Genomic DNA, 23606 nt, shown 5'->3' on the forward strand with positions numbered 1-23606 from the left:
GACTCCGGCACGGTGACGCCGGACGCGGGCAGCGAGACGCCCGACTCCGGCACGGTGACGCCGGACGCGGGCTCCGAGACGCCGGATGCCGGCACTGGGAATCCCGACGCGGGTGAGCCCCAGGTGGTGAACGCCATCGACAATGGTGGGTTCGAGATCTGGCCCGGAGCGCTGCCCGCACAGTGGTTCGGCAGCACGTCGAACATCCTCAGCAGCGACGTGCAGAAGGTGACGACGGGCGCCTTCGAGGGCGTGAACGCCGCCCGGTTGGTCAACACGTCGGGCACGCACCGGCGCTTCAGCACCCTGGCGAAGTCGATGCAGAAGGGCCGCTACACCTGCACCTACCAGGTGCGCGGCTCCGGCGAGATTCGCAACGCCTTCTACAGCACCGACTACTCCAGCTACTCGGGCTACATCAGCGCCAAGCCGCAAGAGTGGACCCAGGTGTCGTATTCGTTCAACCTCGCCACGGACGTCTTCGACACCTTCGAGCTCATCTTCAGCATCCGCAACACCACCAGCGACCATCTGCTCCTGGATGACGTGCGCTGCACGCGCGCCGCCGAGCCGTGTGATCAGGTCACCTGCGGTTCTTGGGAGCGGTGCGTGAACACCACCGCCACCTGCGAGCCGCTCTCGGGCCGCTGCAACGACGCCTCGAGTTGCACCGAGTGGCAGACCTGCGACGCGACCCACACCTGCGTGGTCGCAGCGGACCGCTGCGTCCGCCACGCGGATTGCGCGGGGACCCCGACGACGCCTGTCTGCAATACGGCCACGCACGTGTGCGTCGAGGGTGACCCGTGCGCGGGTGTCACCTGCAGCAATCCCGCGACGACCTGCAACCCGACGTCGGGCGTGTGCGAGCTGGCCCCGGGCGCGTGCTTCACCACCTATGACTGCGTCGGTGCGCTGCCCGCCTGCGATCCTTCAACCCGGCGCTGCGTCGCGGCGGACCACCCCGCGAACATCATCCGCAACGGTGGCTTCGAGTCCTGGCACACCTACTCCGTCCCTTACTACGGGGACTACTACCTCCCGGACTACTGGTACGGCCCCGACAACGGCATCACGGACCCGGGCACGGAGATCAAGCCTTCGCGGCTGGTGCTCTACTCGAACGCGGTGCATGGCGGCACCAAGGCGCTCCAGTTCGTGGTTCCCATCCAGGTGGCGGATCGCTTCACGAGTGAGAAGTTCAACGTGCCCAGCGGCAACTACTCGTGCTCGTACCGGGTGCGCGGCCACGGCACCATTCGTCACCGCAGCTACTCCACTGGTGGCTGGAGCCCGCAGACGGACTTCATCACCGTGGACAGCGACGCGTGGACGCCGGTGTTCTTCCGCTTCACCGGCAACGTGCGGGATTGGCGCCTGATTCTCTATCCGAGCCGCAGCGTCGCCGATCGCGACCACCTCCAGATCGACGACGTGGTCTGCACCAAGGACTGAGTCCGTCCCGGGCTCCTCGCTGAGCCCGAACGGTTCCAGCGGCACCCGGTGACATGCCGGGTGCCGCCTTGCCGTGAAGGGAGCGCATTCGCTCGCGCTCCCTGTGGGGGAATGGGACGTCGAGGTGGGCCAATGCCATACCCTTGCATCGGTTGGCCCAGGCGGACCGCATGCAATGGCAAGCGGCTGGGGGGCCCACCCAGCGGGTGGGTCAATCTCTCCGTGGCTGGGCAATCCGTGACACCGCCGGGCTGACAAAGGCTGCCAGGCGTCGTCCAGTCCTGGGCTTGACGCGATGGGGCCGGGCGGTCAGCATTCCTTGCCCACCTCCAGCAACGGCCGGGAGCCCCCATGACAATCCGTACCTCTCGCGGAAGGGAATCATGGTCGCTTCGGCACGGTCTCAATTCCCACATCCGCATCTATCGCGACACGGACGTGACCGCGGACGAAGCCGTCGCTCGAGTGGCTCCGACGCTCATGCGCTGGACGTTGGAGGAGGGGATTCGCAGCGCTCCCGCGACGCTTCGCGCGCTGTACGAAGCGCTGGGCGGTGTCTGGCCTTCCGGCCTGACGAGCCTGGAGCGCACGCCCCACGAACTCCGGCTCGTGAAGCGCCTGGCCGACGCCTTCGAGTCGGGCGCACTGGTGGCGCTGATTGAGGAGCGCCCGGTGGGCACCTGGCATTGGCCCGAGACGGTGCCGGAAGCACAACCGGCGGCGCAGCCCCGGCCCATCCGTGCGCCCCCGACGCCCGAGCCCGGAGTGGATGCCGCGGCCCAGGCCAAGGCCTTGCGTGACGCCGCTCGGTCGGGCGTGCCCTTCTGCGAGGAGTGCGAGAAGCTGCGTCAGAGCCAGCAGTCCCAGCGGGCCGCCGCGTGAGCGAGGCCAGCTCGCAGGTCGACTCCATCATCGAGGCCTTGTGGCAGCCGCGCGATACCGGCGGTCCATCGGAGGTCTACGCCATCCTGGACGCGGCCCGGGACCCCGCCATCCTGCCGTTCGTGGCGGGCAAAGGGGTCCGCCATGAATGTCTTTACGAGGGCCCGGTGCCACGGGAGCTTCTGGAAGTCGCTCCCTACCTGGTCCCGCTTCAGCGCGAGTCTCCCTTCACGCGCGAGTTGTTGGAGCGAGCCTGGGGCAATTCCTGGGGGCTGTTCTTGATGACCTCGGAGGACCTGCCCACGGTGCGCAGGCACTTGCGCCGGTTCCTCAAGGTGAAGGACGAGCAGGGGCGGCGTCTGTATTTCCGCTACTACGATCCGCGCGTCATGCGGGTGTACCTCCCCACCTGCAACGAGGATGAACGCCAGTTTGTCTTTGGCCCCCTCCACGCCTGGGGCATGGAGAGTCAGGAGGGGACCGCATTGCTGCGCTACAGCCTCGGAGACAACTCCGAGATGCACGCGCAGACCGAGCAGCTCGCAGGGCGCTAAGCCCCGCCATCCGCGGGGCCTTGCCAGCTCCGACGTCAATCCCGCCGGGGCTCCACGTGCAGCTTCTTGTGGGGGCCGTCGTCTTCGACGGAGACCGGGTCGACGTCATCCGAGTTCGGGTCGTCCATCATGCCGGCCCCCAGCTCCACGTCCCCATTGTCCTGCTGGGAATTGTTGGGGGAACCCATGCCCCTGACTTTCTTGGTGACGCGTTCCTGGGTTCCTGGCGTCGAGCGCGGCGCGACATCTCCCTCATCATCCGAGTCGTCACGACCTTTGCGCTTGGCGTCGGGCCGCGCCGTGGACGGGCGGCTGTCGTCCGTGTCCATGGCCGACGCCTTCTCGACTTGGACCTCCCCACAGCGCTTGACGAGCTTGTCGAGTTCTTCGTGCAGGTACTTCAGCGTCTTGGGCGAGTGCTGGTCGAGCAGCCCCTTCTCGGTCCCCAACAAGGGCTTTCCGTCCGAGTCCAGGGGCAACACGAGCCGCTGGAACTTGCCGCTCTCCACCTTGTGGCGCAGCGTCCCCAGCCCCTTGTCGATCGCGGCCTTGTTCTTGTCGAACTCGGCGTCTGTCATCAGGCCCGTCTCGGGGGACGTGGCCCCGGGGTACCACAGCGTCCGCAAGCCCACGACGTTGTCCGCGGACTTGAGGCTGGTGCTGGAGTTCGCGTCCACCGACCAGGCGTCATCCATTGCGCGCGAAACCTCCTGCACGTAGAGGTCCGAGGAGCGGTGCTTCACGACGCTGGGGACGAACCCCATCGTCTTGGGGACAACGTGGACCTTCCCCACGTTCGTCTTCGCCCACGTGATGAGCCCGTCGATGGCTTTCTTCAGGTGCGCCCACGTCTGGGCCGATTTCGGGTTCTTGTCCAGGTCCGCGACGCCGGTGCCGATATCGACGGTGTTCGCCTTGAGGTTCCACGGAATGACGAGCGCCGTGTAGCCATCATTCGTCAGCTTCGTCTTCGCGTCTTCGATGTCCTCGTCGATGGCGGCCGTGTTCTTGGCCAGGTCCAAGTCCTCCATTCCTATTCCGGCCACCCAGCACGTGCGAACCCCGTGGGCGTTCGGGCTCATCCGGATGATCGCTTGCGTGCTGGCCTGGTAGTAAGGGTTCTTCTTCGCCGTGTCGTTCTCTCCGAAGAGGAAGAGCGCGTGCGGGTGTCGGCTGGGGGTCTTGTCGTCGAACCACACCCGGTGATCCCACAGGCACACCGGCCCCTTCGTGGACGGATCGCTGGAGGCGGTCTTGGAAGGGGCAGACACCTTGGGCTCGGTGCCCGAAGAGGGCGTGGGAGACTTCCCCTCGTCCCGACGGCGGCGCTTGCTCAGCGACTCGAACCGCGCCGGGAACTCCACCGCCAGGGGCGGCATCGCGAGCAAGGGTTGCACCGCGACGAAGTGTGCCTGATTCAGGTTCGCGAGCTGCAACGTCGCCGCGGCCTCATGGCCCAGGGCGCGCGGCACGAAGTCCACGAGGTCGGTGCGGAAGGCGTTGGCGCCTGTCCGGACATAGAGCTGGATGCGAACCCCGAACAAGTGCGAGGCCGCCGAGAGACCGATCAGATCTCCCCACGCGCCCTCCCTGCTCATGGCCCGCAGGTAATGCCGCCACGGATCCACGCCGGGGACCTCTCGGTACGCGGGCTCGTCAGGCCAGCCCTCGCGGTGCCAGTCGAGCATGAGCCGCATGTGCTCGCGGAACTCCGCCGTGGACACGGGCCCCACCTGTCCGCCCGCGTCCTGGACCGTCCCCTGGAGCAGATCCTCCAGGTGATTGACCACCGCCTGCCGGATCTCCGCGTGGTGTTCCTCGGTGCCGTACAGGAGTTGAGAGAGTGAGCGGAACATGCAGTCCCCACCCCCCTTGTTGTCCACGAGCCCCAGCGGAGAGTCCAACCCGGCCAGATGGCTCTCCAGCGACTTGGTGGCCGAGGTCGAGCCTTGGGTGCCCCCGTGCTTCAGGGTCGGCCGCTTCTCCCAGTGGGCGAGATCCTCGAAGCCCTCGGCCCGCAGCACTTCGAGCGTCGCTCTCCACTGCATGGCCTCCGCGACCAGCACCGCGGACTGCCCGTACTCCGCCTCGGGGACCTTCTGCGCCGCCTCCAGGATGGCGTTGAGTTGCTTGGCGGCCTCCGCATCCGAGGCGGAGGAGATCTGATACTTCTCGCACAGCGAGCGCAGCTTGCTCAGCTCCGTGGACGCGACGGGGAGCAGGGCGGGTTCCTCGAGGACCAGCGCATCCCTCCCGCTGTAGACGAGCTGGAGGTTCGAGACGAGCGGCATGTGGTCGCTCAGCTTCTTCGCGGCGACCATGACCGCCTCCCACCGCGCGTCATGCTTGCCTGTCTTCGACACGCCGCCCTCGCGCAGGGAACCGAAGAGGCGCTGATCATCCGGCAGCTTGGCGTCCTCACGCTGGATGAGGGCCCAGAAGGGCTTCAGGTGCTCGGGGAGCAGCTCCCCGTGGATGAAGAAGAGGTCTTTCTCGTCCTCGCTGGCGATGGCCATGGGGAACGGAATGACGAACACCGAGACCTGCTCCAGCGTCCATCCATCCGTCGACGGGGAGTACACGAGAATCTTGTCGTAGCCGCTGGCGCCATAGCGCTGCTGGGGCGGAGTGGCGAAGGACTCGATGAGCCCCAGCACCTCGTCCGAGGTCAGCCGGGGGGCGACCTTGAGCCCTTTGTTCTTCGTCGTGCTGGACGTGAACATCTCGGGCCGCGCCGCCTTGTTGAACAGCGAGCGGAGCGACTGCTGCGAGCCACTCCCAAAGTCCCGAGGCTCGTCGACACTCCACGCATTGAACTTGCTCTTGGCGATGGTGGAGAGCTGGTGGGCCTGTTCGTACAGGTGGCGTGGATCCACGCTGGGCCCGAGCAGGGTCCCGAAGAACTGATGGAACGACAGCGCGGGCAGGCACGTGTCGATGAACGGCGAGCCGTCCGGTGCCTTGTTGTTCTTGGGCCTCGCGGTGTCGATGTTCAGGTCCGACAGGATGAGCCCCAGTGACTTCGCCTTGCGCTCGTCCTGGCAGTACTGGAGGAACGTGGGGAAGTCCTTGCCCCGGGCGCTCTCGTTGCGAGGCCCCGGCGCGGGGGGATGCCACGCGACCACGCCCACCGGCGGGCTGCCCTTCACTTGGGCCAGACGCACCGGGACGCGGATGGGCTCCCGTTTGGCGAAGCGACTGGGGGCGTCACGCTCGTCTCCGTCCTCGCCTTTCGCGCCGCCATCGGTCTCCATCTTCAACGCGCTGTCCGTCGAGGACTGGGACTGCTTCGCCAGATAGGTGCTGAGGTAGACGATGCCCTCCGCGTCGACGGTCACCTTGGACTTGCGCCACAGGACGCCGTACGCCTCGTCCTGGGTGTAGAGCCCCTTGCGCGGCTTGTCGGGGACCGCGTCGGGCCAGGACAGATAGGTCTCCTCGCCGCGATCCTGGCACTGGCGATTCAGCTCATCGCGGATGCGGAGGAACTCGCGCAGGCCCGCGTGCGACAACTCCTTGCCATCCACCTGCGCGTTCTTCTGCTTGAGGTACTCGGCGTATTTCTTCTGATAGAGCGCCTCCAGATGGTGCTGGTTGGCGCGCATCAACTTGTTCTGGAGGAAGTTCTTCGGGTCCTTGGCGACTTCCTCCTGGGGCACCTTCGCGAGAGCCGCCAGGAAGCCGTAGAAGAGGTCCGTACACACGGCCTGCAGGCCTTGGAGCGCGACCCTCGCACGCTCGCTCCGCGCGGCCCGTTCCTCCTGGGCCTGCCGCTCTTCTTCCTTCTCCGCTTCGGTCTTCTCGTTGTCCTCCGCGGTCTTCTTCGTCTTCTTCTTGTTGGCGCCCTTCTCGGGGACATGGGGCTGACACCAGTCGTGGTAACCCTCCTCCAAGAGGAACTGCGTGCTGTGTTGCGCGGCGGTCTTGAGATCGCCGGTCGACAGGACCTGCGCGGCGTCTCGCGCCGTTCCATCCGGAGGGTTGTATTGCCTGGCGAGCTCGGCCTCGCACTTCTTCCATTCCGCGTCGAAGCTGGCTTCCGCGGTCGGCTGGAGGCCCTCCATGCGCTCTTGCCGTGTCTTCACCCAATCCGGCGCGGGGTGCGTCGCCTCGGTGGCGCCCGGCCAGATGGTGTGACTCACCCGCGTGGAGAAGAGCTGGGCCAGGTAGTCGAGCAGGACTTCGCCCAGCCGGATGGACAGGAGCTTGGGGTCACCCTTGCCGAAGGCGACGTAGCCCTGGGCCAGCTTCTCCGGCACCGTGGACGCCTTGTCCGTCCCCCCGCCCTTCGCGCGGACCGTATTCTGATGCGTCTTCTGGAACGGCTTGGGCTCTCGCAGCGTCGGGCCCATCTTCTTCAACTCGAGGAGGGTCGCGACGTCGGGGCGCGCGGTCCGGATGATGTGGGCCAGCGCGGCGATGGTCCACGGCTTGCGGACGGGAAGCGTGCCGCTCGGTCCTCCGCCCAGGTCCGCGATGTTCCAGAGGAGCACGCGCAGGGGGAATCCCTTGGGGACCATCGGCTTGTCGGCGACGACGGTCTCTTCTCCCAGGGGGGCGAGGCGCTCCTCGTCGAACACGTCCTCCAGTTCCTCGGAGGGCACCACGAGGGGCTCGACGATGGACGGACCCGACGTGGCCCGGCGCAGCTCCTCGCCCATCTCCTCCAGCGAGAGCCGCGGCTCCGCGAGGAGGCCGTTGTAGCTGCTGGACAGGAGATGGTTGCGGAACGCCTCCTGACTCCGGCGGACGTCGTTGCGCGGCGCCTCATCGAACGTGACCTCGACCATGGACTCGTCGACGCCTGTCGTGGGGTCCGCGATGAGGTCGGCTTTGCAGGTGTCGCACTTCGGCGAGCCCGAGGACTCGTCGATCATGAAGTCGTTACCGCAGTTGGGGCACTGCATGGAGAGTGTCCTCGCCGACTACGAGCGATGCAGCAGACCCAACGCGGCGCACGTCGCATCGTCCGCGTCGCCGCTCGGGGGAATCCCGAGCGCGTACTGGAACCACTCGATGGCGCGGCGAGTCTTCGGCCCCAGCTCGCCGTGCTCGCCTCCGCAGGAGAAGCCCAGGTTCTCCAACCGCTCCTGCAATCCGTCGGGCTCACTCGTGGGGCGCAGGGCCGCGAAGCGCAGCGTCACCTTGCGCTCGTCTTGCTTCCCGGGCGACACGGTCAGCTCGCCGCGCACGGCGCGCTCTGGCAAGACCTCCGCGACACGGCCTTCCGCGTCGGTCACTCCCTCTCGCGCGGGCAGCTCCTCCTCGTCATCCAGCCACACCTTCAACAGGTAGGGCTGACGCACGCGAGGCCGGTGCGTGCCGTCACGAAGCGTCAGCACCAAGGCCAGGGGAATCCCGATGCGGTGGACCACCTGTCGGTAGCCGGTGTCCACCTCCGCCCACTCCCGGTTGAAGTGGCTCACTGCGACGCGTGTGCCCGCCGCGGGAGGGACCTCGGACGCGAGGGCTTGGCCGCTCTGGGCATCTCTCAGTCGAGACGGCTGCACCCCCAGTCGAGCGGCCAGCACGCCCACGGACTCCGTTCCCTCGCAGGTCCACGTGAGGGATTGCGGCTTCGAGAGGGGGCCCCACGCCGGAGCCTTGGTCCCCTCGCGCTTCGGGAGGGGCAGCTGGCCAAGCACGCGCCACAGCGCGGGCTCCACGTCGACCAGACGCAGACGGTAGCGCCCCTCATCCAGTCCTTTGAACACGGCCACGCCGTGCTCATCCGTGCGCAGGCACACCGCTTCTTCCTCGGTGCGCTTGGCCAACTCCAGCGCCACGTTGGCGAGCGGGGTCTCCTGGTCGTCGACGACGACGACCTCTACCTGTCCGGGGCGCTTCTGGAGCGGGCAGGGCGCAACCGCTGGGTCGTTCTGTGCCGTCATAGAAAGCGAGGCGTTCAGATGGAGGTGGGGGGCGAGGCATGGCGGAGTCGGAACGCCTCCGCTTTCTGCCGGTTCATTCGCGCGACATCCTCACGGCGGCGACGCTCGGTCAGCACCCGGTGCAGTCGCGTCACCGGGTCGGAGATCGCGGTGTCATCCAGCCAGGTCCGCATCCAGGCATGGGGCCGCTGCGTCTCGAAGTCCGCCCCCAGCGCCGAGGCGAGCCCCACGTACTGACGCACCTCGTCCAGCGGCAGGATGCCTCGCTCCACCACCCGCCGCACCACGGGCTCCAACGTCTCGTGGGTCCAGGCGGGGGTGGCGGTGGTCTCGACAGAGGGGGGCTCCGCGAGCAGGACTCCGACGAGCTGCTGAACCCGCGCCTCGGTCGTTGCGCGACGCAGCGCTGCCATCTGGGATTCTCGGATCCGCAGCAACGTCGACCCCCCGCTCGTGGTGAAGGAAGACAGAAGTATTCCCGGTGCAATCCGTGTTGGCAAGGCGGGCGGGGGAGGGATTGCGCGGCACCCTCCGGAGGGTCAGGTCTGTCCCAGCCCCGTAGGGCGCTGCCCCGGCGCCAGGTCACAGATGCGAGGCAAAGCCAGCCAGACCACGCAGAGCGCTCCTCGCTGTCTGTCGTGGTGATGGATTCGTGTGCGACGAATGTTTGTCCAAACCCACAGGTCCCGCATGGCTCATTTTCACGGTGCGACGCGTCGAGAGGTCCTGATGTGGGCGCTGGGCAGCCATGCCCTCGTTCGTACGCTGTTGGCGCAGGAGGCCCTGGCCGCGCCGGTGCGGACGGAGGTCCAGGCTTGGTCCGCTCGGACCTCTCAACTGTGCGCGGACGTCAAGGGGCGCAAGCTGGAGCCACGGGAGTGGCAACAGCAGGTCGAGGAACTCTTCGCCCGAGTCCCACTTACTGACCTGCTCCGCGCGCGTCGCATGGACTTCGACGAGGCGATTCGCCGTTACGGAAAACATTGAGCGGGTGCTCGTCTCACCGAGGCCGGACGCCATGGACACGCCCTGAAGTCCGTGAGTTGAATGGACCTTGTTCTCTCTCGGGATACCTCTCTTGGACCTCTCTTTGACTCCTGGCTTGCGCACCGACCTGGGGAAGCGTGCCGGTGTGACCGGCGGCCTGCTGGGCGTGTTGTGTGTGTTCGCTGAGTTCTGTTTCTTGTTTCCCCACCTGCTGGTTTCCAACGACAGCCGGGCCCTCTACGCGGAGCACATGGGCCTGTTTCGCGGCATCCTTCAGGCCGCCATCGTCGCCACCTTCGTGCTCGGGGCCATCAGCGCGCTCATCCTGCGCTCCAAGGCCCATGGCGGCATCGCGATGCTGCTCGCGCTGGTGGCGTTGCTCCTGGGCGGGAGTGAAGTGGAGCCGCTCACCCGCGAGCCGCGTGCCTTCAGCGCGGGCCTGGACTACTTCGTGTTGGAGCTCTTCGTTCTGGGGCTGTTGTTCATCCCCATGGAACGGCTCTGGGGGCTCCATCCGCAGCGCATCTTCCGCGAGGGCTGGCAGACGGACCTCAAGCACTTCTTCGTCAGCCACGTGGGCGTGCAGCTCATCTCCTTCGCGGTGCTGATTCCCGTGCAGGTCTTTCTTTCCTGGGCCGTGCGCGCGGACTTCCAGGCCCACGTGGCGGCTCAGCCCGTGTGGCTGCAAGTCTTCGAGATTCTCTTCGTGGTCGACCTGGTGAGCTACTGGGTGCACCGCGCCTTCCACCAGGTTCCCTGGATGTGGAAATTCCACGCGATCCACCACTCCAGTTTGCAGATGGACTGGCTGGCCAGCTCGCGCTCACACCTGGTGGATGTGCTCATCAACCGGGTGGCGGGGTTCGTCCCCGCGTTCCTCCTGGGGTTCAGCCCCTCCGCCATCTACGGCTACCTGGTCTTCGTCTCGTTCCACGCTGTCTACATTCACGCCAACGTGAGCCATCGCTGGCCGTACCTGCGTTGGGTGTTCGCGACGCCGGAGTTCCACCACTGGCACCACACGTCGGACGAGGAAGGCATCGACAAGAACTTCGCGGTCTTCCTCTCGTTCATCGACGTCATCTTCGGCACCGCGCACCTCCCCGCGCACTGGCCCTCGCGCTATGGAACGACGAAGTTCCAGCCGCCCGAGACGTATCTGGGGCAGCTCGCCTATCCGTTCCAGCGGCACGAAGAGACGCCTTACGGGTAGGCCGACGTTCTCGGGCCTGGGTGGCTGGCTACAACATCCACCGCCAGGACAATCCGAGCAGCGTGGTGTAGCCCACCACCGAGCGCTCGATGCGCCCCTCAGGGGACAGGAAGAAGACGGTGGGGAACATGTTCACCCGCCACGCTTCCTGGAGCGAGTCGTCCCCGAGGAGCACGGGGTAGTCCACCGCGTGCTCCTGGGTGAAGCGCCGTACGGCGGCCACATCGTCATAGGCCAGCGCGACGGACACGACGTGCGCGGAGTCTCCCGCGAGGCGTCGCAGCTGCGAGAGGTTCGAGGACTCCGCGCCGCACACGCCGCACCACGGTGCCCAGAAGGCGAGCACCACCGGCTTGCCGCGCAACGAGGCGAGCGACACGGTCTCGCCCGAGAGGCTCGTGAGGGTGAAGTCCGGAGCCTGTGTGCCTGCGCCTGGCAGATGCCGTGTCTGCCAGGCCGCCACCGCGGTGATGACGAGCGCCACGAGGGCCAGGTCCACGCCCCACCGCACCCACCAGCGCTGTCGTGCTCGGGCCCATGCGGCCCGTACTCGCTCCAGCGCTCCAGTGCCTGCCGTCTGCATGGCGTATCTCCAGGAAGGGCTCGTGGGCGCTCACGGCCCGCGCGTCACGAGCCCATCCTGACATTGCCCAGGGCCCTCCGGGGGGAAGGCTCGTGGGGGAGCGAGCGGTCAGACGGGGTGAGGCAGCTCCTCAGCGGCCCACGGGCCGGTCCTCACGCTCGCGCTGTCCTGGCGGTGTGTACGCCCCAGCGCCTTGCTCACGGCGTGTCCGGCGCGCTCCAGGGCTCGGTCCACCGCCGCGGCGTAGCTGGCGTCCATCGCCTCCGAGGCGAGCTGGCCCCCATGCTCCAGGCGCACGGTCACCTTCGCCACCTTGTCCACGCCTCCGCGTGGGCCGTTGATGTCTTCCAAGCGCACCGTCACCTCGCGGACCCGGTCCGACAGTCGTCCCATGGCGAAGCGCGCGCGGCGCTCGACGTGGGTGCGAAGGGTCTCGGTCAGGGTGAAGTGTCGGGCTCGGATTTCGATTCGCATCCTCGGCTCCTCATGGCCCACCATGGGCCTCCCCTCTTCTCTGTCGGCTGACGACTTTCGGCGCCAATAGGAAAACCACTGAGGATGCTTCGAAAAAACGAAGGTCTCCTGCGGGAATGAGGAGGGCGTCGGGATGTTGGCTCCGGGCCAGGGTTCAGGTCGCGAAGGGCATCCGTGTGCCCTATGACCGAGACATCGCCGAGAGATGCTGGAGGACGGCGCGAGCGCGCCATGGCCTTACGTCCCCTGTGCGCTGGCGTCATGGATGCTGCGGCTGTCGGTCGGCGCTTCGGTGCGCTCGTGCATGCCGTAGTCGCGCAGCACCTGCGCCACGCGCAGTCGGTAGCCGGCAAACACGCCGTCGCGACCGTTGGCCTGCGCCTCTCGATGCGCCACCGAGTTGCGCCAGGCGAGCACCGCCGCCTCATCGCGAAAGAACGACAGCGACAGCAGCTTGCCGGGGTTCGTCAGACTCTGGAATCGCTCCACGGAGACGAAGCCGTCGATCTGCCGCAGGGTGGGCAACAGCTGCGCGCCAAGGTCGAGGTAGGAATCCTGCCGGCCTGGCGCCGGCTCGACTTCAAAGATGACCGCAATCATGGTGGCTCCCGGTGGAGTGAATCGGGTGGGCGATGGTGTCAGCCGAAGCGAGGCATGCGCGCATTGACTGAAGGTCGATAGGAGAAGCGCTGCGCCAACGCGGCTGGCTGGATGCCGCGCGCCAGCAGCGCCGTCACGGTGGCCGAGGCCAGGGCCTGCGCCAGTGAGTGACCGGGGCATGCGTGTGCGCCAGCGCCAAACGTCCACGGGCGGCCATCGATATCGGGGCGCATCGTGCCGGCGGATGCGAGCACCACCAGCACGCCGTCGCCCGCGGAAACCCGCGCGCCACACAGCGTCGTGTCGTGCGCGATGAAGCGCCGTGTGTTCTGCACGGATGGATCCTCACGGGCCACTCGGGCGACCCAGGCGTGCATGAGGTCCAGTGCTTCAGCTGTCACGCTGTCTGGAGCATCGCCTCTCCTGACGCCTACGTCCGACGAACCCACGTCTTCACGGGCCAGCCTCAGCAGCGTGTTGCCAGCCAACCCTGCCGTGGCCTCACAGGTCTGGACCAGCAGGCCAGCCGCGTTGGCTGCCACGGCTTCTGGCGGGATACCGGCGGCAGCGGCCGACTGGCGCAGCGCGAAGAGCGGACTGTCATCGGGTACGGGCAGCTCGGCCCAGCGCATCAGCGCTTGCGCGGCTTGTGCACCACGCGCTGCATCCTCGGCGCTGGCCAAAGGCGATTGTGCGGTCGCATAGGTCGCCACCTGGGCGGCGATGCCGTCAGGGTCCAGCGAGGACTCGACTGGGAGCCCGAGCAACGTGCCCACGGTGAGCACGGGAATCGTGCGCAGCCATGCATTGACGGTCTCACCAGGCGAGGTGGCCTCACACGGCAGTCGCGATGTCAGCCAGAGCGCATGTCGCCTGGCCGTGGGGAGATCGACGGCGGCCAGCTCCGTGGCCAGCATGCCCTTGAGGGGTGCATGTGCTGGCCCGTCATTCATCCGCACGAGTCTGCCGAACAGCGCTCCGGCAGCGGTATTGACCAACGCGGGTGGAACCGGCTGGGCCGCTGGTCGCACACGGCAGGCCGGATGCCGCAGCACCTCGGCCACCGCGTCAGGTCCAGCCGCCACCCACAGGCCGAGCGCGGTATCTCGGTAGAACGAGCGCGTGGCGGCGAGGTGCCGGTAGTAGGGGTACGGGTCGGGATGCGTGACGGCGGCGATGGGATCGGCGGGGAACATGGAGGTCGGCAGTCGGCGCGAGAACGAGAGTCGATGGGGCCGTGTCGGCAACAATCGGTCGATGCGCGCAGAATGGCGCCGAGGCCGCACCCGATGTTTCGGCGCGACATGAAACGTCGATGGGTGCGGCCGCCTTTGACGCACGGCGCCCCTCACCGGCGTCGTAGGCTGTCTCTCCTTCGGTCTCACCCGGGCCGAGCACGCCACCGCCCACGGCATCAGGTTGCGTGGGCAGTGGTCTCAGGGGGACCCGACAGCCTCATCGGTGCATCGTGCTCCGCGCTACGGCTGGGGCTCGCAGACGCCGCACTCCAGGGGGGCACCGCAGCCGTCGTCCACGGTGCCGCAGGGCACGCCCAGCGACGCGCACGTCACGGCAGCGCCGCCACACGTCCCCGCGATACAGGCATCCGCCTGCGTGCAGGCCAGCCCGTCGTCACAAGCCGTCCCGTCCGGCAGCGCCTCGTCCGCGGGGCAATCCACCTGGGTGCCGTCGCAGAATTCGGCCGCGTCACACGTGCTACCCGCTGGTCGGCACGTCACCTGGGCAGCAGCGGCGACGACACCACATGTTCCATCCTCCGCGGCTCCTGCGGCCTGGCTGCACGCTTGGCAGTCCGTGGACACTCCGCCACCGCAGGCGCTGTCGCAGCAGACTCCGTCCGCGCAGAAACCGCTGGTGCAGTCCGACTCCGAGGCACATGCCGCGCCCTGGTCGCCAAATGTCAGGGTGATCGCTTTCCCCCGGACGACATTGAGGGCCGAGTCATAGCGGGAGACCAGCGCCATGAAGCGGCCCGGGGCGTGGGAGGCCAGGGGGGGCAGGGGTGGACTGATCCATGATGACGAATCCGGCCCCGTCCACGACCCTGCCCGCCGGAGAGACCCGGGTACCAAATAGGTTCTGGCTCGTTCGCCAGTCCACCAGGAAGTTTCCTCCATCAAAGGCCACTCGGGGCATGTCCTGATGGCCGGAGAGGGTGCACAACGGGATGTTCTCGGCGTCGAGCAGGGCGCCGTCCGCGGGGGACACGCGCACCGCGTAGACGTTGCCATCCGTGCTAGTGGGGTAGCCTGTCCATGCGAGAAGGTAGACGCCCCCTCCATAGGTCACGGCCGGGTAGTTCGTGTGGAACGTGCTGCGCGACAGGTCCAGGCCCGTGGCGAGCACCGTGTCCGTCGCGCCACTCACGCGCGCGCCCTTGATTCTTCCCACCGATCGGAGGTCCACCCAGGCGACGAGGTAGTCTGCTCCATCCGAGGCCACCGTCGGGGAATCCTTCGTGAAGTTCCCGTCGGCGAGCAGGAGCTCCGATCCGAGCTTCACCCCATCCATGCCCCGCACCCGAGCTCCGTAGATGCCCGCCGAGGTGCTCGTCCGGGAGTCCCTCCAGACCACAAGGAAGGTGCTCCCACTGGAGGCTACCGCCACCTGGTCTTGGTTCTGGGCTGCGGTGGTAATGGACAGGCCCGCAGGGTCCAGAACCAGTCCATCCGAAGCCCGCACCCGGGTCCCGTACACGTCCGACGTCGTCCCGTTGCGGAAGTCCTGCCACGCAACGAGGAAGTTCGAGCCATCGAATGCGACGGCCGGCGCCTTCTCGTCCGTGGGGCGGGCGGAGATGAGAATGCCGGATGGGTCCAGTACCGCGCCATCCGAGCCACGGACGCGCGCCGCGTAGATGTCCGAGCTCGCGCCCGTCCGGGTCTCTGCCCAGACCAGGAGGTAGCCTTCCCCCCCGCGGTGAGCGTCATGGAGGTCTGGTTCACGGCGGCGGTGGCGACGAGCAGCCCCGTGCCATCCAGCGGTACGCCATCTGATAGCCGCACCCTGGTCGCGTAGAGGTCGCTCCCCAGCTCCGTCCGGGCCTCGCTCCACGCCAGAAGTGCCTGGGTTCCATCCGTTGCGATGGCAGGGCTCTCCTCGTTCTTTGCTCCCGTGACGAGCACCAAGCCCGCAGGGTCCAGAACCACGCCATCCGAGGCCCGCACCCGCGCGCCGTAGAGGTCGACGCCCGCACCCGCGCGTCCGTCCCGCCACACCACGAAGCACTCGCCGCTCGCGAATGTCACTTGCGGATTCATCTGCCCTCCTACCGCCGTGCTGACTGCGATGCCATTGACGTCAAGCACGGATCGGTCCGAGGCCCTCACCCGCGTTGCATAGATGTCCAGGTTGCCGTTGCGTGCGTCTGCCCACACCACCAGGTGATTCGTCCCGTCGAAGGTCACCTTGGGCTGGACCTGGTTCCCCGCCGCGGTGGTGATGGTGAATCCGTTGGCAGTATCCAGTGTGGCTCCATCTGAAGGGCGCACGCGCGTGCCGAAGAGATCGTCCCCGCCGTTGCGGTTGTCCCGCCATATGACCAGGAAGCTGCCTCCACCGAACGACACCGCTGGGTCCTTCTGGTCATTCGCGCGCTGTGAGATCGGCAGTCCTGCTGTATCGAGCACCACGCCATCCGAGGCGCGCACCCGCGCTCCGAAGATGTCCGAGTTGGTGCTCAGCGTGTAGCGCGTGTCCTGCCACACCACGAGGTAGTGGGTCCCGTCGAAGGCCACCGATGGGCTTGTCTGCTCTCGGGCCGCCTTGGAAATGGCGATGCCGGTGGGGTTGAGCACGACGCCGTCCGAGGCGCGCACCCGCGCGCCGTAGATGTCGTAGTTAGAGCCATTGCGCGCGTCCTGCCACACGACGAGGAAGTTCGTTCCATCGAAGGCGGACGTAAGGCCGCCTTTGGCTCCGAGGTTCGTCGAGATCGTGATGCCCTGCTTGTCGAGGACGACTCCGTCCGAGGCTCGCACCCGCGCGCCATAGATGGCGTCATAGCCGCCGCTGCGCAGGTCCCACCAAGCGACGAGGTACTGGCCATCACCGTAGGAGACAGTGGGTTCCCACTGGTGATTAGGCGCCGGCCGGTACGGGGTGACGTCGATTTCGGCCTCGGCAGAGATGAGTGGAGCCAGCACGGCGGGAAAGGCGGAGCCTTCCACCACGCGTGCCGGGACTCGCAGCACCAGCGCACCGTTCTCGTAAGTGGATGCCACCGCCGTGCGGCTCCCTCGGGCGTCCACCCAGGTGGCGTCGCCATAGCGCACGCCCATCCCAGTCCGGGCGTCCACGAAGTGGTGCCCCCGCATCGTCCTGCCCGCATAGGCAAGACCGGTGGTCGCCACGCGGACTTCCAGGTCCTCGGTGCCAGAGGGCTTCGCGGCCAGCTCCCAGCGCTGTTCCACGCCGTCCTCGCCGTTGCGCAGCACCTCCACCACCGAGCCCCGGTTCAAGGCCAGCGCGCCGTCCTCGCGCATGGACACGACCGGTGTCGTCAGCGGTCCGCCGCGGGAGACAGCCGCGGTGCGCAACGTGAGCGTGGCCCCTTCGGTGGCCCGGGACGCGTCCGCTGCTGGCTGCCAGGGCGTGAAGTGGAACGTCCCGTCCAGCTCCGCGCGCACGATATGGCTGTCATGGCTGGCGGAGAAGGCGCGAGGCCCCTCAGGGCGGAATGCGAAATGGATGCGCCGGATGACGGCCTGCACGTCGAACGGCTCGGCGCCGTGCGCGGCGTGGGAGGGCACGGCGGTAGGGGCCCCGGCCGGGGTGCAGGCCCCGAGCGTGGCGGTGAACAGCACGAGACTGCGCCAGAGCAGAGGCGGGACGGCAATACGTTTCAAGGGGACTCCCGAGGTAGGCGTTGATGCGGAATGTGTCTATCCCGCCCATCTGACTCCTTCTACGGAGCGCACGTCCCGACTAGGCGATTCGCCTGCCTGTCATTTCCACGAGACTGGTGAGAATGGACACCGTTGACCTAGGAATGCTTGACTTGGAGGAGAAGCCAGACAGGGGGCAGTCGCCTCAAGGGTGGTGAAGGCGAGGACCTGGGCGGCCTCGTTGGCCAGGTGGGAGGGATTGTGCCCGGACATCAGCCAGAAGAGTTCGACTCGCAGGTGCGGCTCCTCGCCTGTTCATCGGGAGGACCGCGTCCGTCGCGCAGGTGCTCTCTCTCCGCTCAGTCCTGGAACGGCTGGACGCCCCGGCTTCGCTTCGCGAGTCCCGAGGAGAAGAATCCGCCGCATTCCGCTCGGCGGGTGCAGCGTCCGCAGTCCTCGGCGTAGAGGTTCTTCCAATCGGAGATGCTCTTGCGTGCGAATGGATGCAGCTCAGTGGGCAGGGTGCAAAGTTGATGGTTGTAGATGGAAGTGTCGAGCCCGGCCCGACTGAGCGTTCGGGCTGCCGCGATGAGCTGGGACTGATAATCGAGCGGGTCGATCCAGAGCAGGCCCAGATTCGCTCGGGCAAACCCCATCTGTTCCAGCCCCATCAGCGCCACATGGTCGACGAAGAGCAGGTTGCGCGCGATGAAGTCCGCGAGCTGAGGCAGTCGCGAATAGGTCTGTGCATGGATGACGCAGCGCAGCTCCACGCGGACGCGGGCGCGCTTGAGCTGGAGGATGCCCCGAACGGTTTCGTCGAAGGCTCCCAGGGCCTGCACGACGTAGTCATGCTCCTCGGGCAGGTCCGAGTAGAGCGGGACGCCCAGCATGAGGTCGGGGTGTTGGACCTTCGCCAATGCGCGCGCCAACTCGGGGTTTGCGAAGCCGCGCCCATTGGTCAGGAGATGGACCGAGGTCCGAGGCAGATGGCGCTTCATGTGCTCCAGCAGTTCGATGAGGCGGCCTTTGAGCAGGCTGGGCTCGCCTCCCGTGATTCCAAGCTCACGGGTCTCCGGGGAGATGAGCGGGAGTGTCTCCATCAACTCGTCCACGAGCCAGGAGTCATCCTGCTTGCGGGGGGGCTGGGAGCACATCAAGCAGTTGTTGTCGCAGCGCTCCGTGACCAAGAACGTGTTTGACGGAGATGCGCGGCGATACAGCGTCGTCAGGGCTCGATGCCCGGGATGGATGCGCACCACGTCCCCATCGGCGAGGTAGCCCAGGCTGGGCGGGAGGACGTAGACGTCCTTCAGGCTTGGGTCCACGAGCCCCTCTTCCAACAGGAGGTATCCACGGAAGCCCGGAGGGAGGAACTCGATGGGGTGTCGGACAATAAGAATCTCTTTGTCGCGAGCGATTGCTGACTCCTCTGGCCGGTCGCGGAGGACTCCGATGAACGGCTCAGAAGAGCGCGCTGCCAGGGGCTTCAGACCGCCCGCAGTAAGGTCGATGGCGGGCATCGCTCAACGCCACCCCATGAGAATGTTTCGTGCGGGGGCGTCGTCCTCGAGCAGCCCGATGAGGTGTCGCAGCACGCCCATTTGCTTCTTGCAGAATGCGCTGAACGACTTGTGCCCGACGGTATCCTTCATCGTCGCCTGATGGAAGACCGGGTCCGCGCCACAGTAAGGGAGGAATGCGCAGTCGCCACACATGGGCGCGCCCTCCGGCATCGTGTCGCTCAGGTGGGCCAGCAGCGTCTCGGACGTCATGATGGACTCGTAGGAGTCGCGAGACAGATGCCCGAGTCGGAAGGAGAAATCGCCCATCTCCGCGAGCATCCGTCCCTCGTCAGAGGCGTACACCGCGCCGTCGTAGTTGTAGACAAGCGCGCCGATTCCAATGCCAGCGGGCGACTGGAGATCGACATATGTCGAACCCCTTGGGGAGAAGATTTTCTGCAGCAGGATGGTGGCGAACTCTTCCTGGAGCGGGTAGCCCTGCGCGTTGATGCGCAGGATATGGGCGAGCCCTCGCTTGTAGAACTCCACCCAGGCCTCGACGCCGTACTGGCGTGAAGCGCGTTGGCGCACGGCGAACCCGTATGGGCTGAGGTTCCTCAGGAAGATGCTGTGGAATCCCAGTCGCACATACTCATCAATGATGTCCTCGACACGCTCCATGCTCGCGTGTGTTGTCGTCATCAGCGCGGAGATGGCGGTCGGCCCGAGTGCCTGCCTCGCGCGTTGAATCGCGTCGAGCGTGCGTCGATGGCTGTCCCCGCCACGAACAGGGCGCTGGGCGTTGTGGAGGTCCTCGGGCCCATCCAGCGAGGTAGAGAGCAGGACTCCATGTTCCCGACAGAAGTCCAGCACCTCATCCGTGAGTCGGGAGAGGTTGCTCGCGATGACGAACTGGAGGTCTCGGCCGTGCACTGCGTTCATGGCCTTGGCCCGCTCGACGATGTACCGGATGCGTTCGAAGTGGAGCAGCGGCTCCCCGCCCTGGAACTCGACCTTGAGGGCGGGAGAGGGGCTGCGGAACATGAAGTCGAGCGCCCGGTCGGCATGCTCTTGCGACATGTCGAACTCGAGGCGGCCCTCCGTCTGCCGCGACACCTGGCAGTACGCGCAAGAGTGGTCACAGCGCAGGGTGACCACGAAGATGTGCAGCCCGGTGAAGTTCGCGAGCTGCTCGGCGCGGGTCCTGTACTTCAGGGCGAGCAATTCGAGCGCAACGCGGGAGCGCGCGTCGAACAGAAAGTGGCGCGATTTAAGTGCTTGATATGCTGGACGGTCCGGGGGCAGTGAATGGCCGACGAAGTCGACCAGCTCCTGCCGGGAGAGCACGACGTATTCGCCGACGTCGTTCGTCACGACATACCGGGATGCATCCAGGCGGGTGAAGCGAATGGGCGCGAGCTGGTAGCCCTGCGTGGATTGATACTGGGCGCGGTCATGGAACATGGCGTGCGTCGACCTCAGTCCTGGCGAATCAGGTCTGTGCGCGAGAATGCCTGGGCGACAATCAGGGCACGCAGGGCTCGAGTCTCGTCGCCTACCTGCTCCCTCAGCTCCTGGTCCAGCAGCTCCTGGAAGAACAACCTCATGGTCTCCAGCGCGTCTTGCTCGGTGATGGTGGGGGCGAAGATGCAGCGAATGGGGAGTCGCTCCTCCACGGGGGAATCGAACACCGCAGTGAATCGTTCCGCGAAGCGGTAGGCGGACTTCTGTATCGCCGCGAGTCGATAGATGCGCAGATCCAGGATGGTTTGAACTCCCCCGTCCCGGAAGACGAGGGGGGATGGTGCCTCGGTGTCCTTCTTTGTCACGTGACCATTCCTCACCATTCAATCGGGACCTGGCCCGTTTGCCCCGCGAGGAGATCCACCTCGACCGTTGTGGAGCCAAGGAATGGGTTCTCGACACGGACCCTGTGCTTGCCCGCAGACAGCCGCATGACCCCCGTCACATCCAGGCCCGCAAGCTTTTCATCGACGAAGATGCGTCCGCCAGGGTACGCGATGAAGGACACCGACGCGGCTCTGGGCGGAGGGGCGGGAGGTGCCTCCGGTTCAGACGGGGCAACGTTGTAGCCACCGCCGTAGCTCCGACTCCTGCTGCCGCTTCCTGAGTAGTGGCTGCGATGAGAGGAGTGGGAGCGGTGTCCCGCGAGCAAAATCTGGCCCTGCGTGGGAGGCACGACGAGGAGCAAATCATCTCGTGAGTCCTCTTCGTCGCGCCGCCTCCAGGTGGGCTGGGCGACCTGGAGCGCGATGCCGGGCACGAGCAGTCCCGAGGGCTCCGCGCCCCCGAGCAGTCCCATGATCGCCGCGCTGACGGAGAGCAGCCGGGGAGGTTTCGAGTTCATGGCGTCATGTCTCCGATCCGCAGCTCCATCAGGGATGTTCCGCTCCACCTCGCGACGAGAGGCACCGCGCCATCCCGCCAGGAGGACTGTGTGAGGGTTTTGCCGTTAAGGGCCTTCGGTGGGGTGGGCAGTTCGACCGAGTGCCCCAGGACACGCGAGAGGAGCGCCTTCGTGGTCTCGGAACCATTGCCATTGAGGGTTCGCGAACCCTTGTTCGCGCCCACCAGATATGCACCCAAGCAGCGCCCATTCTTGAGTGCGCAGTAGAGGGCAACACCTTGGGTGGTCTTCGTCAGGATGTTGGGCGTGCTCCCAGCCGTCAGGTCCAGCAGCGCGATGGCCATGGCTCCGTCGGCACCGATGAGCGCAATCCGCGCTCGTTCCTCTTGAGCCCACACCGTGGCTTGGTGCGCAAGCTCGCCCAGCTTCGCCTCGGAAGGGGTATCCCCCAGCTCGGTGGCGAGCGCGCTCGTCTTGTCGAGGCGCACGACCCACTCCAGCGTGGCGACCTTGGGGCGTGGCACAGGGGTCAACTGTTCCACGAGCGTCGCGCGTACCTGTCCGAGTTGCTGCTCGCGGGTCGGAGTGGGCTCGGCACGAAGCGCGGCAGACAGCGCCTTCCAGCGACAAGGTTCCGTTCCACAGCCCGCGAACTCCATGTCGTGGAGACGTGCCGTCAGCTCGCCCAGGTCCTTCGCGAATCTCTGCTCAAGCACGGGGCGGGCCGAGGCGAGCACTGTCGATGCGACGTTCACGTCCTTGCGCTCAAGGGCCGCGAGGACCTGCTTCCGGGTGAGTGTCTGGAGATGCTGCTCGACCTTCGACCGCTCAGACGAGCCGGGCTTCAGCAGGAGGGCATCCTTGGCGACCTCGTCTACATGATGCTCTTGGAGTGCATGGGCGAGATGGAGCGCTGTCCAGGCCGGCTGGAGGTCAGGATTCTCGGGGCCGCCCAGTGCGAGCAGCTCGAGGTTGGCGTCGTCGAGGCGCCCCGCGGAGATGTGTCGTTGGGCCTCGTCGAGCCTCGGCTCCGAGGCCACCGCCAGGACGCCGACAAGGATCGCGGAGACCGCCGCGCCGATGCCCCATCTTCGCGCCCTTTCCTTCCGTCCCAGGGTCCAGTGTTGGACGAAGCGCTCGGCCAGCATCGCGGACGCGCCGAGGAGGGTACTGAGCGCCAACAACAGGCCGTTCCAGAAGTAGACACCACGAAAGGTGTAGAGCAGCGGCACCCCTACGGCCACTGTGAGGAGGGCGGCTCGTGCCGCGAAGACCTTCCGGGCTCGGGCGGCGAACGGTCGGTCCGCGGCGACAGAGGGCGGGAGCATCCGCTGGCCCTCGAACCCAATCGTTGTCGGGGGAGCGTCCGTGATGGCATAGGAGACGCGCGCGGTGGGAACTTCGAAGACCTGGAAGCTCTGGCGGGTGATGCGCTCCCGAGACTTGAGGCTGACCTGAGTTTTCCCCCAATGCGCCTGGAGCCACTCGGCGGAGAAGTGTGGCGTGACCTTCTCCCGGGTGAGCACGCCGTTCGCGGTGATTTGGCCCACGAGCTTCGCGTCCTTCTCCATATCCCCGGTCGTCCACTCCAGTCGACGCAGCTCCTCGTCCTCCATCAGCACCAGGAAGTCGAAGCGGACCGACTCGACGAACTCGAGCCAGCGCTGTTCCCGGCCAGACCCTTGGCACGTCGAGCAAGACACCTGCCCCCCAAAACAGCGGGGGCAAGGCACCATGCCTTTCGCGCCGCACGGCTTGCAGTTCATCAGCCGGCGCGAGCCGTTCGAGGCATAGCCATAGGCCTTCCGAGAACCTCCGCAGTGGGAGCAGTGGATCTGCTCCCTGCCTCCACAGTTCGCGCACGCGACCGAGCCTCGTCCATCGCACGGGTTGCACGCGAGGATGGAGAGGCTGCTTTCGCGGAGGCTCGCGTGCGTCTCCTCCCACGGGTCGACGCTGTCCGCGCTTCGCTTCACTCCCGTGACACATGGTGAGCCTGGAGCCGTGCTTTCCTTCCACACCAATTGTCGCTCGGTGATGATGGAATAGAGACGGCAGGCCTTGCGCACCTGCGGCTCCACGGAGCGGATGAAGTCCGTCGGATTCGCAGGGGGGACAGGCAAGCGACGCGTCCATTCAGAGAAGGCCTGCACGGCAGCGTGCTTGATGGACTCCTCGCCTTCGAGCGGCATCGATTCGACTGCCTGGGATTCGTGAGATGGACGGCTCATGGGAGACAAGGCCTCA

The 23606-nt window shown here is 66.6% G+C and carries 20 protein-coding genes; 5 read left to right on the forward strand and 15 right to left on the reverse strand.

Features of this window, described 5'->3' with window-relative positions:
- From JGU66_13605 to JGU66_13615, 3 genes are all read left to right on the forward strand, one after another.
- Positions 1-1455, forward strand: a 1455-nt coding sequence (locus JGU66_13605; protein ID MBJ6761805.1) for an invertase recombinase-like protein, incomplete at its 5' end; no start/stop codon positions are given.
- 465 nt (positions 1456-1920) lie between these two features.
- Positions 1921-2337, forward strand: coding sequence for a hypothetical protein (locus JGU66_13610; protein MBJ6761806.1), 417 nt, complete (start codon positions 1921-1923; stop codon positions 2335-2337).
- Complete coding sequence (locus JGU66_13615) at positions 2334-2891, forward strand: DUF4123 domain-containing protein (GenBank protein MBJ6761807.1); 558 nt, start codon at positions 2334-2336, stop codon at positions 2889-2891. Before JGU66_13610 ends, JGU66_13615 begins: the two co-directional genes overlap by 4 nt.
- 35 nt (positions 2892-2926) lie before the next feature.
- Here the strand turns inward: JGU66_13615 and JGU66_13620 are convergent, their stop codons facing one another.
- The 3 genes from JGU66_13620 to JGU66_13630 are packed head-to-tail and all read right to left on the reverse strand — an operon-like array spanning position 2927 to position 9195.
- Positions 2927-7798 (reverse strand): hypothetical protein, encoded by a 4872-nt coding sequence (locus JGU66_13620; protein ID MBJ6761808.1) that lies wholly within the window; start codon positions 7796-7798, stop codon positions 2927-2929.
- Positions 7799-7816: 18 nt separating this feature from the next.
- Positions 7817-8782 carry a peptidoglycan-binding protein gene (locus tag JGU66_13625; GenBank protein ID MBJ6761809.1) on the reverse strand — a complete coding sequence of 322 codons (966 nt, stop codon included), beginning with the start codon at positions 8780-8782 and terminating at the stop codon, positions 7817-7819.
- Positions 8783-8796: 14 nt separating this feature from the next.
- On the reverse strand, positions 8797-9195 hold the full coding sequence (locus tag JGU66_13630; protein MBJ6761810.1) for a hypothetical protein: 399 nt from the start codon (positions 9193-9195) through the stop codon (positions 8797-8799).
- A 277-nt stretch (positions 9196-9472) separates the two neighbouring features.
- Between JGU66_13630 and JGU66_13635 the strand changes: the two genes are divergently transcribed.
- Positions 9473-9769: a hypothetical protein gene (locus JGU66_13635; protein ID MBJ6761811.1), complete on the forward strand. Its 297-nt coding sequence runs from the start codon at positions 9473-9475 to the stop codon at positions 9767-9769.
- A 91-nt stretch (positions 9770-9860) separates the two neighbouring features.
- Positions 9861-10982 (forward strand): sterol desaturase family protein, encoded by a 1122-nt coding sequence (locus tag JGU66_13640; GenBank protein ID MBJ6761812.1) that lies wholly within the window; start codon positions 9861-9863, stop codon positions 10980-10982.
- Between the two features lie 28 nt (positions 10983-11010).
- Here the strand turns inward: JGU66_13640 and JGU66_13645 are convergent, their stop codons facing one another.
- From JGU66_13645 to JGU66_13700, 12 genes are all read right to left on the reverse strand, one after another.
- The gene (locus JGU66_13645) at positions 11011-11565 is read right to left on the reverse strand and encodes a TlpA family protein disulfide reductase (GenBank protein MBJ6761813.1); all 555 of its coding nucleotides are present in this window, start codon (positions 11563-11565) and stop codon (positions 11011-11013) included.
- A 108-nt stretch (positions 11566-11673) separates the two neighbouring features.
- On the reverse strand, positions 11674-12039 hold the full coding sequence (locus tag JGU66_13650; protein ID MBJ6761814.1) for an HPF/RaiA family ribosome-associated protein: 366 nt from the start codon (positions 12037-12039) through the stop codon (positions 11674-11676).
- Between the two features lie 237 nt (positions 12040-12276).
- Positions 12277-12639 carry an antibiotic biosynthesis monooxygenase gene (locus JGU66_13655; protein MBJ6761815.1) on the reverse strand — a complete coding sequence of 121 codons (363 nt, stop codon included), beginning with the start codon at positions 12637-12639 and terminating at the stop codon, positions 12277-12279.
- A 38-nt stretch (positions 12640-12677) separates the two neighbouring features.
- Positions 12678-13835, reverse strand: a complete 1158-nt coding sequence (locus JGU66_13660) for a cytochrome P450 (GenBank protein MBJ6761816.1) — start codon at positions 13833-13835, stop codon at positions 12678-12680.
- Between the two features lie 282 nt (positions 13836-14117).
- The gene (locus tag JGU66_13665; protein MBJ6761817.1) at positions 14118-14318 is read right to left on the reverse strand and encodes a hypothetical protein; all 201 of its coding nucleotides are present in this window, start codon (positions 14316-14318) and stop codon (positions 14118-14120) included.
- Positions 14319-14601: 283 nt separating this feature from the next.
- Positions 14602-15162: a hypothetical protein gene (locus JGU66_13670; protein MBJ6761818.1), complete on the reverse strand. Its 561-nt coding sequence runs from the start codon at positions 15160-15162 to the stop codon at positions 14602-14604.
- Between the two features lie 95 nt (positions 15163-15257).
- Positions 15258-17507, reverse strand: a complete 2250-nt coding sequence (locus JGU66_13675) for a hypothetical protein (protein MBJ6761819.1) — start codon at positions 17505-17507, stop codon at positions 15258-15260.
- A 338-nt stretch (positions 17508-17845) separates the two neighbouring features.
- Positions 17846-19009 carry a His-Xaa-Ser system radical SAM maturase HxsC gene (gene hxsC / locus JGU66_13680; protein ID MBJ6761820.1) on the reverse strand — a complete coding sequence of 388 codons (1164 nt, stop codon included), beginning with the start codon at positions 19007-19009 and terminating at the stop codon, positions 17846-17848.
- 3 nt (positions 19010-19012) lie between these two features.
- A complete protein-coding gene (gene hxsB / locus JGU66_13685) occupies positions 19013-20455 on the reverse strand; it encodes a His-Xaa-Ser system radical SAM maturase HxsB (protein MBJ6761821.1) in 1443 nt (480 codons plus the stop codon).
- A gap of 14 nt (positions 20456-20469) precedes the next feature.
- Positions 20470-20838, reverse strand: coding sequence for a His-Xaa-Ser system protein HxsD (gene hxsD / locus JGU66_13690; GenBank protein ID MBJ6761822.1), 369 nt, complete (start codon positions 20836-20838; stop codon positions 20470-20472).
- Complete coding sequence (locus JGU66_13695; protein ID MBJ6761823.1) at positions 20832-21359, reverse strand: hypothetical protein; 528 nt, start codon at positions 21357-21359, stop codon at positions 20832-20834. The genes hxsD and JGU66_13695 overlap by 7 nt, the downstream gene beginning before the upstream one ends.
- Positions 21356-23590, reverse strand: coding sequence for a hypothetical protein (locus JGU66_13700; protein MBJ6761824.1), 2235 nt, complete (start codon positions 23588-23590; stop codon positions 21356-21358). The genes JGU66_13695 and JGU66_13700 overlap by 4 nt, the downstream gene beginning before the upstream one ends.
- Positions 23591-23606: the final 16 nt, after the last annotated feature.

This window comes from Myxococcaceae bacterium JPH2 (assembly GCA_016458225.1).
In the GTDB taxonomy this organism is placed as follows: domain Bacteria; phylum Myxococcota; class Myxococcia; order Myxococcales; family Myxococcaceae; genus Citreicoccus.

What these genes read in the sequence shown, in the direction of transcription:
- JGU66_13620 (MBJ6761808.1), bottom strand. Translation starts at nt 7,798, where the DNA reads ATGCAGTGCCCCAACTGCGGTAACGACTTCATGATCGACGAGTCCTCG.
- JGU66_13625 (MBJ6761809.1), bottom strand. Translation starts at nt 8,782, where the DNA reads ATGACGGCACAGAACGACCCAGCGGTTGCGCCCTGCCCGCTCCAGAAG.
- JGU66_13630 (MBJ6761810.1), bottom strand. Translation starts at nt 9,195, where the DNA reads ATGGCAGCGCTGCGTCGCGCAACGACCGAGGCGCGGGTTCAGCAGCTC.
- JGU66_13635 (MBJ6761811.1), top strand. Translation starts at nt 9,473, where the DNA reads ATGGCTCATTTTCACGGTGCGACGCGTCGAGAGGTCCTGATGTGGGCG.
- JGU66_13645 (MBJ6761813.1), bottom strand. Translation starts at nt 11,565, where the DNA reads ATGCAGACGGCAGGCACTGGAGCGCTGGAGCGAGTACGGGCCGCATGG.
- JGU66_13650 (MBJ6761814.1), bottom strand. Translation starts at nt 12,039, where the DNA reads ATGCGAATCGAAATCCGAGCCCGACACTTCACCCTGACCGAGACCCTT.
- JGU66_13655 (MBJ6761815.1), bottom strand. Translation starts at nt 12,639, where the DNA reads ATGATTGCGGTCATCTTTGAAGTCGAGCCGGCGCCAGGCCGGCAGGAT.
- JGU66_13660 (MBJ6761816.1), bottom strand. Translation starts at nt 13,835, where the DNA reads ATGTTCCCCGCCGATCCCATCGCCGCCGTCACGCATCCCGACCCGTAC.
- hxsC (MBJ6761820.1), bottom strand. Translation starts at nt 19,009, where the DNA reads ATGCCCGCCATCGACCTTACTGCGGGCGGTCTGAAGCCCCTGGCAGCG.
- hxsB (MBJ6761821.1), bottom strand. Translation starts at nt 20,455, where the DNA reads ATGTTCCATGACCGCGCCCAGTATCAATCCACGCAGGGCTACCAGCTC.
- hxsD (MBJ6761822.1), bottom strand. Translation starts at nt 20,838, where the DNA reads ATGGTGAGGAATGGTCACGTGACAAAGAAGGACACCGAGGCACCATCC.
- JGU66_13695 (MBJ6761823.1), bottom strand. Translation starts at nt 21,359, where the DNA reads ATGAACTCGAAACCTCCCCGGCTGCTCTCCGTCAGCGCGGCGATCATG.
- JGU66_13700 (MBJ6761824.1), bottom strand. Translation starts at nt 23,590, where the DNA reads ATGAGCCGTCCATCTCACGAATCCCAGGCAGTCGAATCGATGCCGCTC.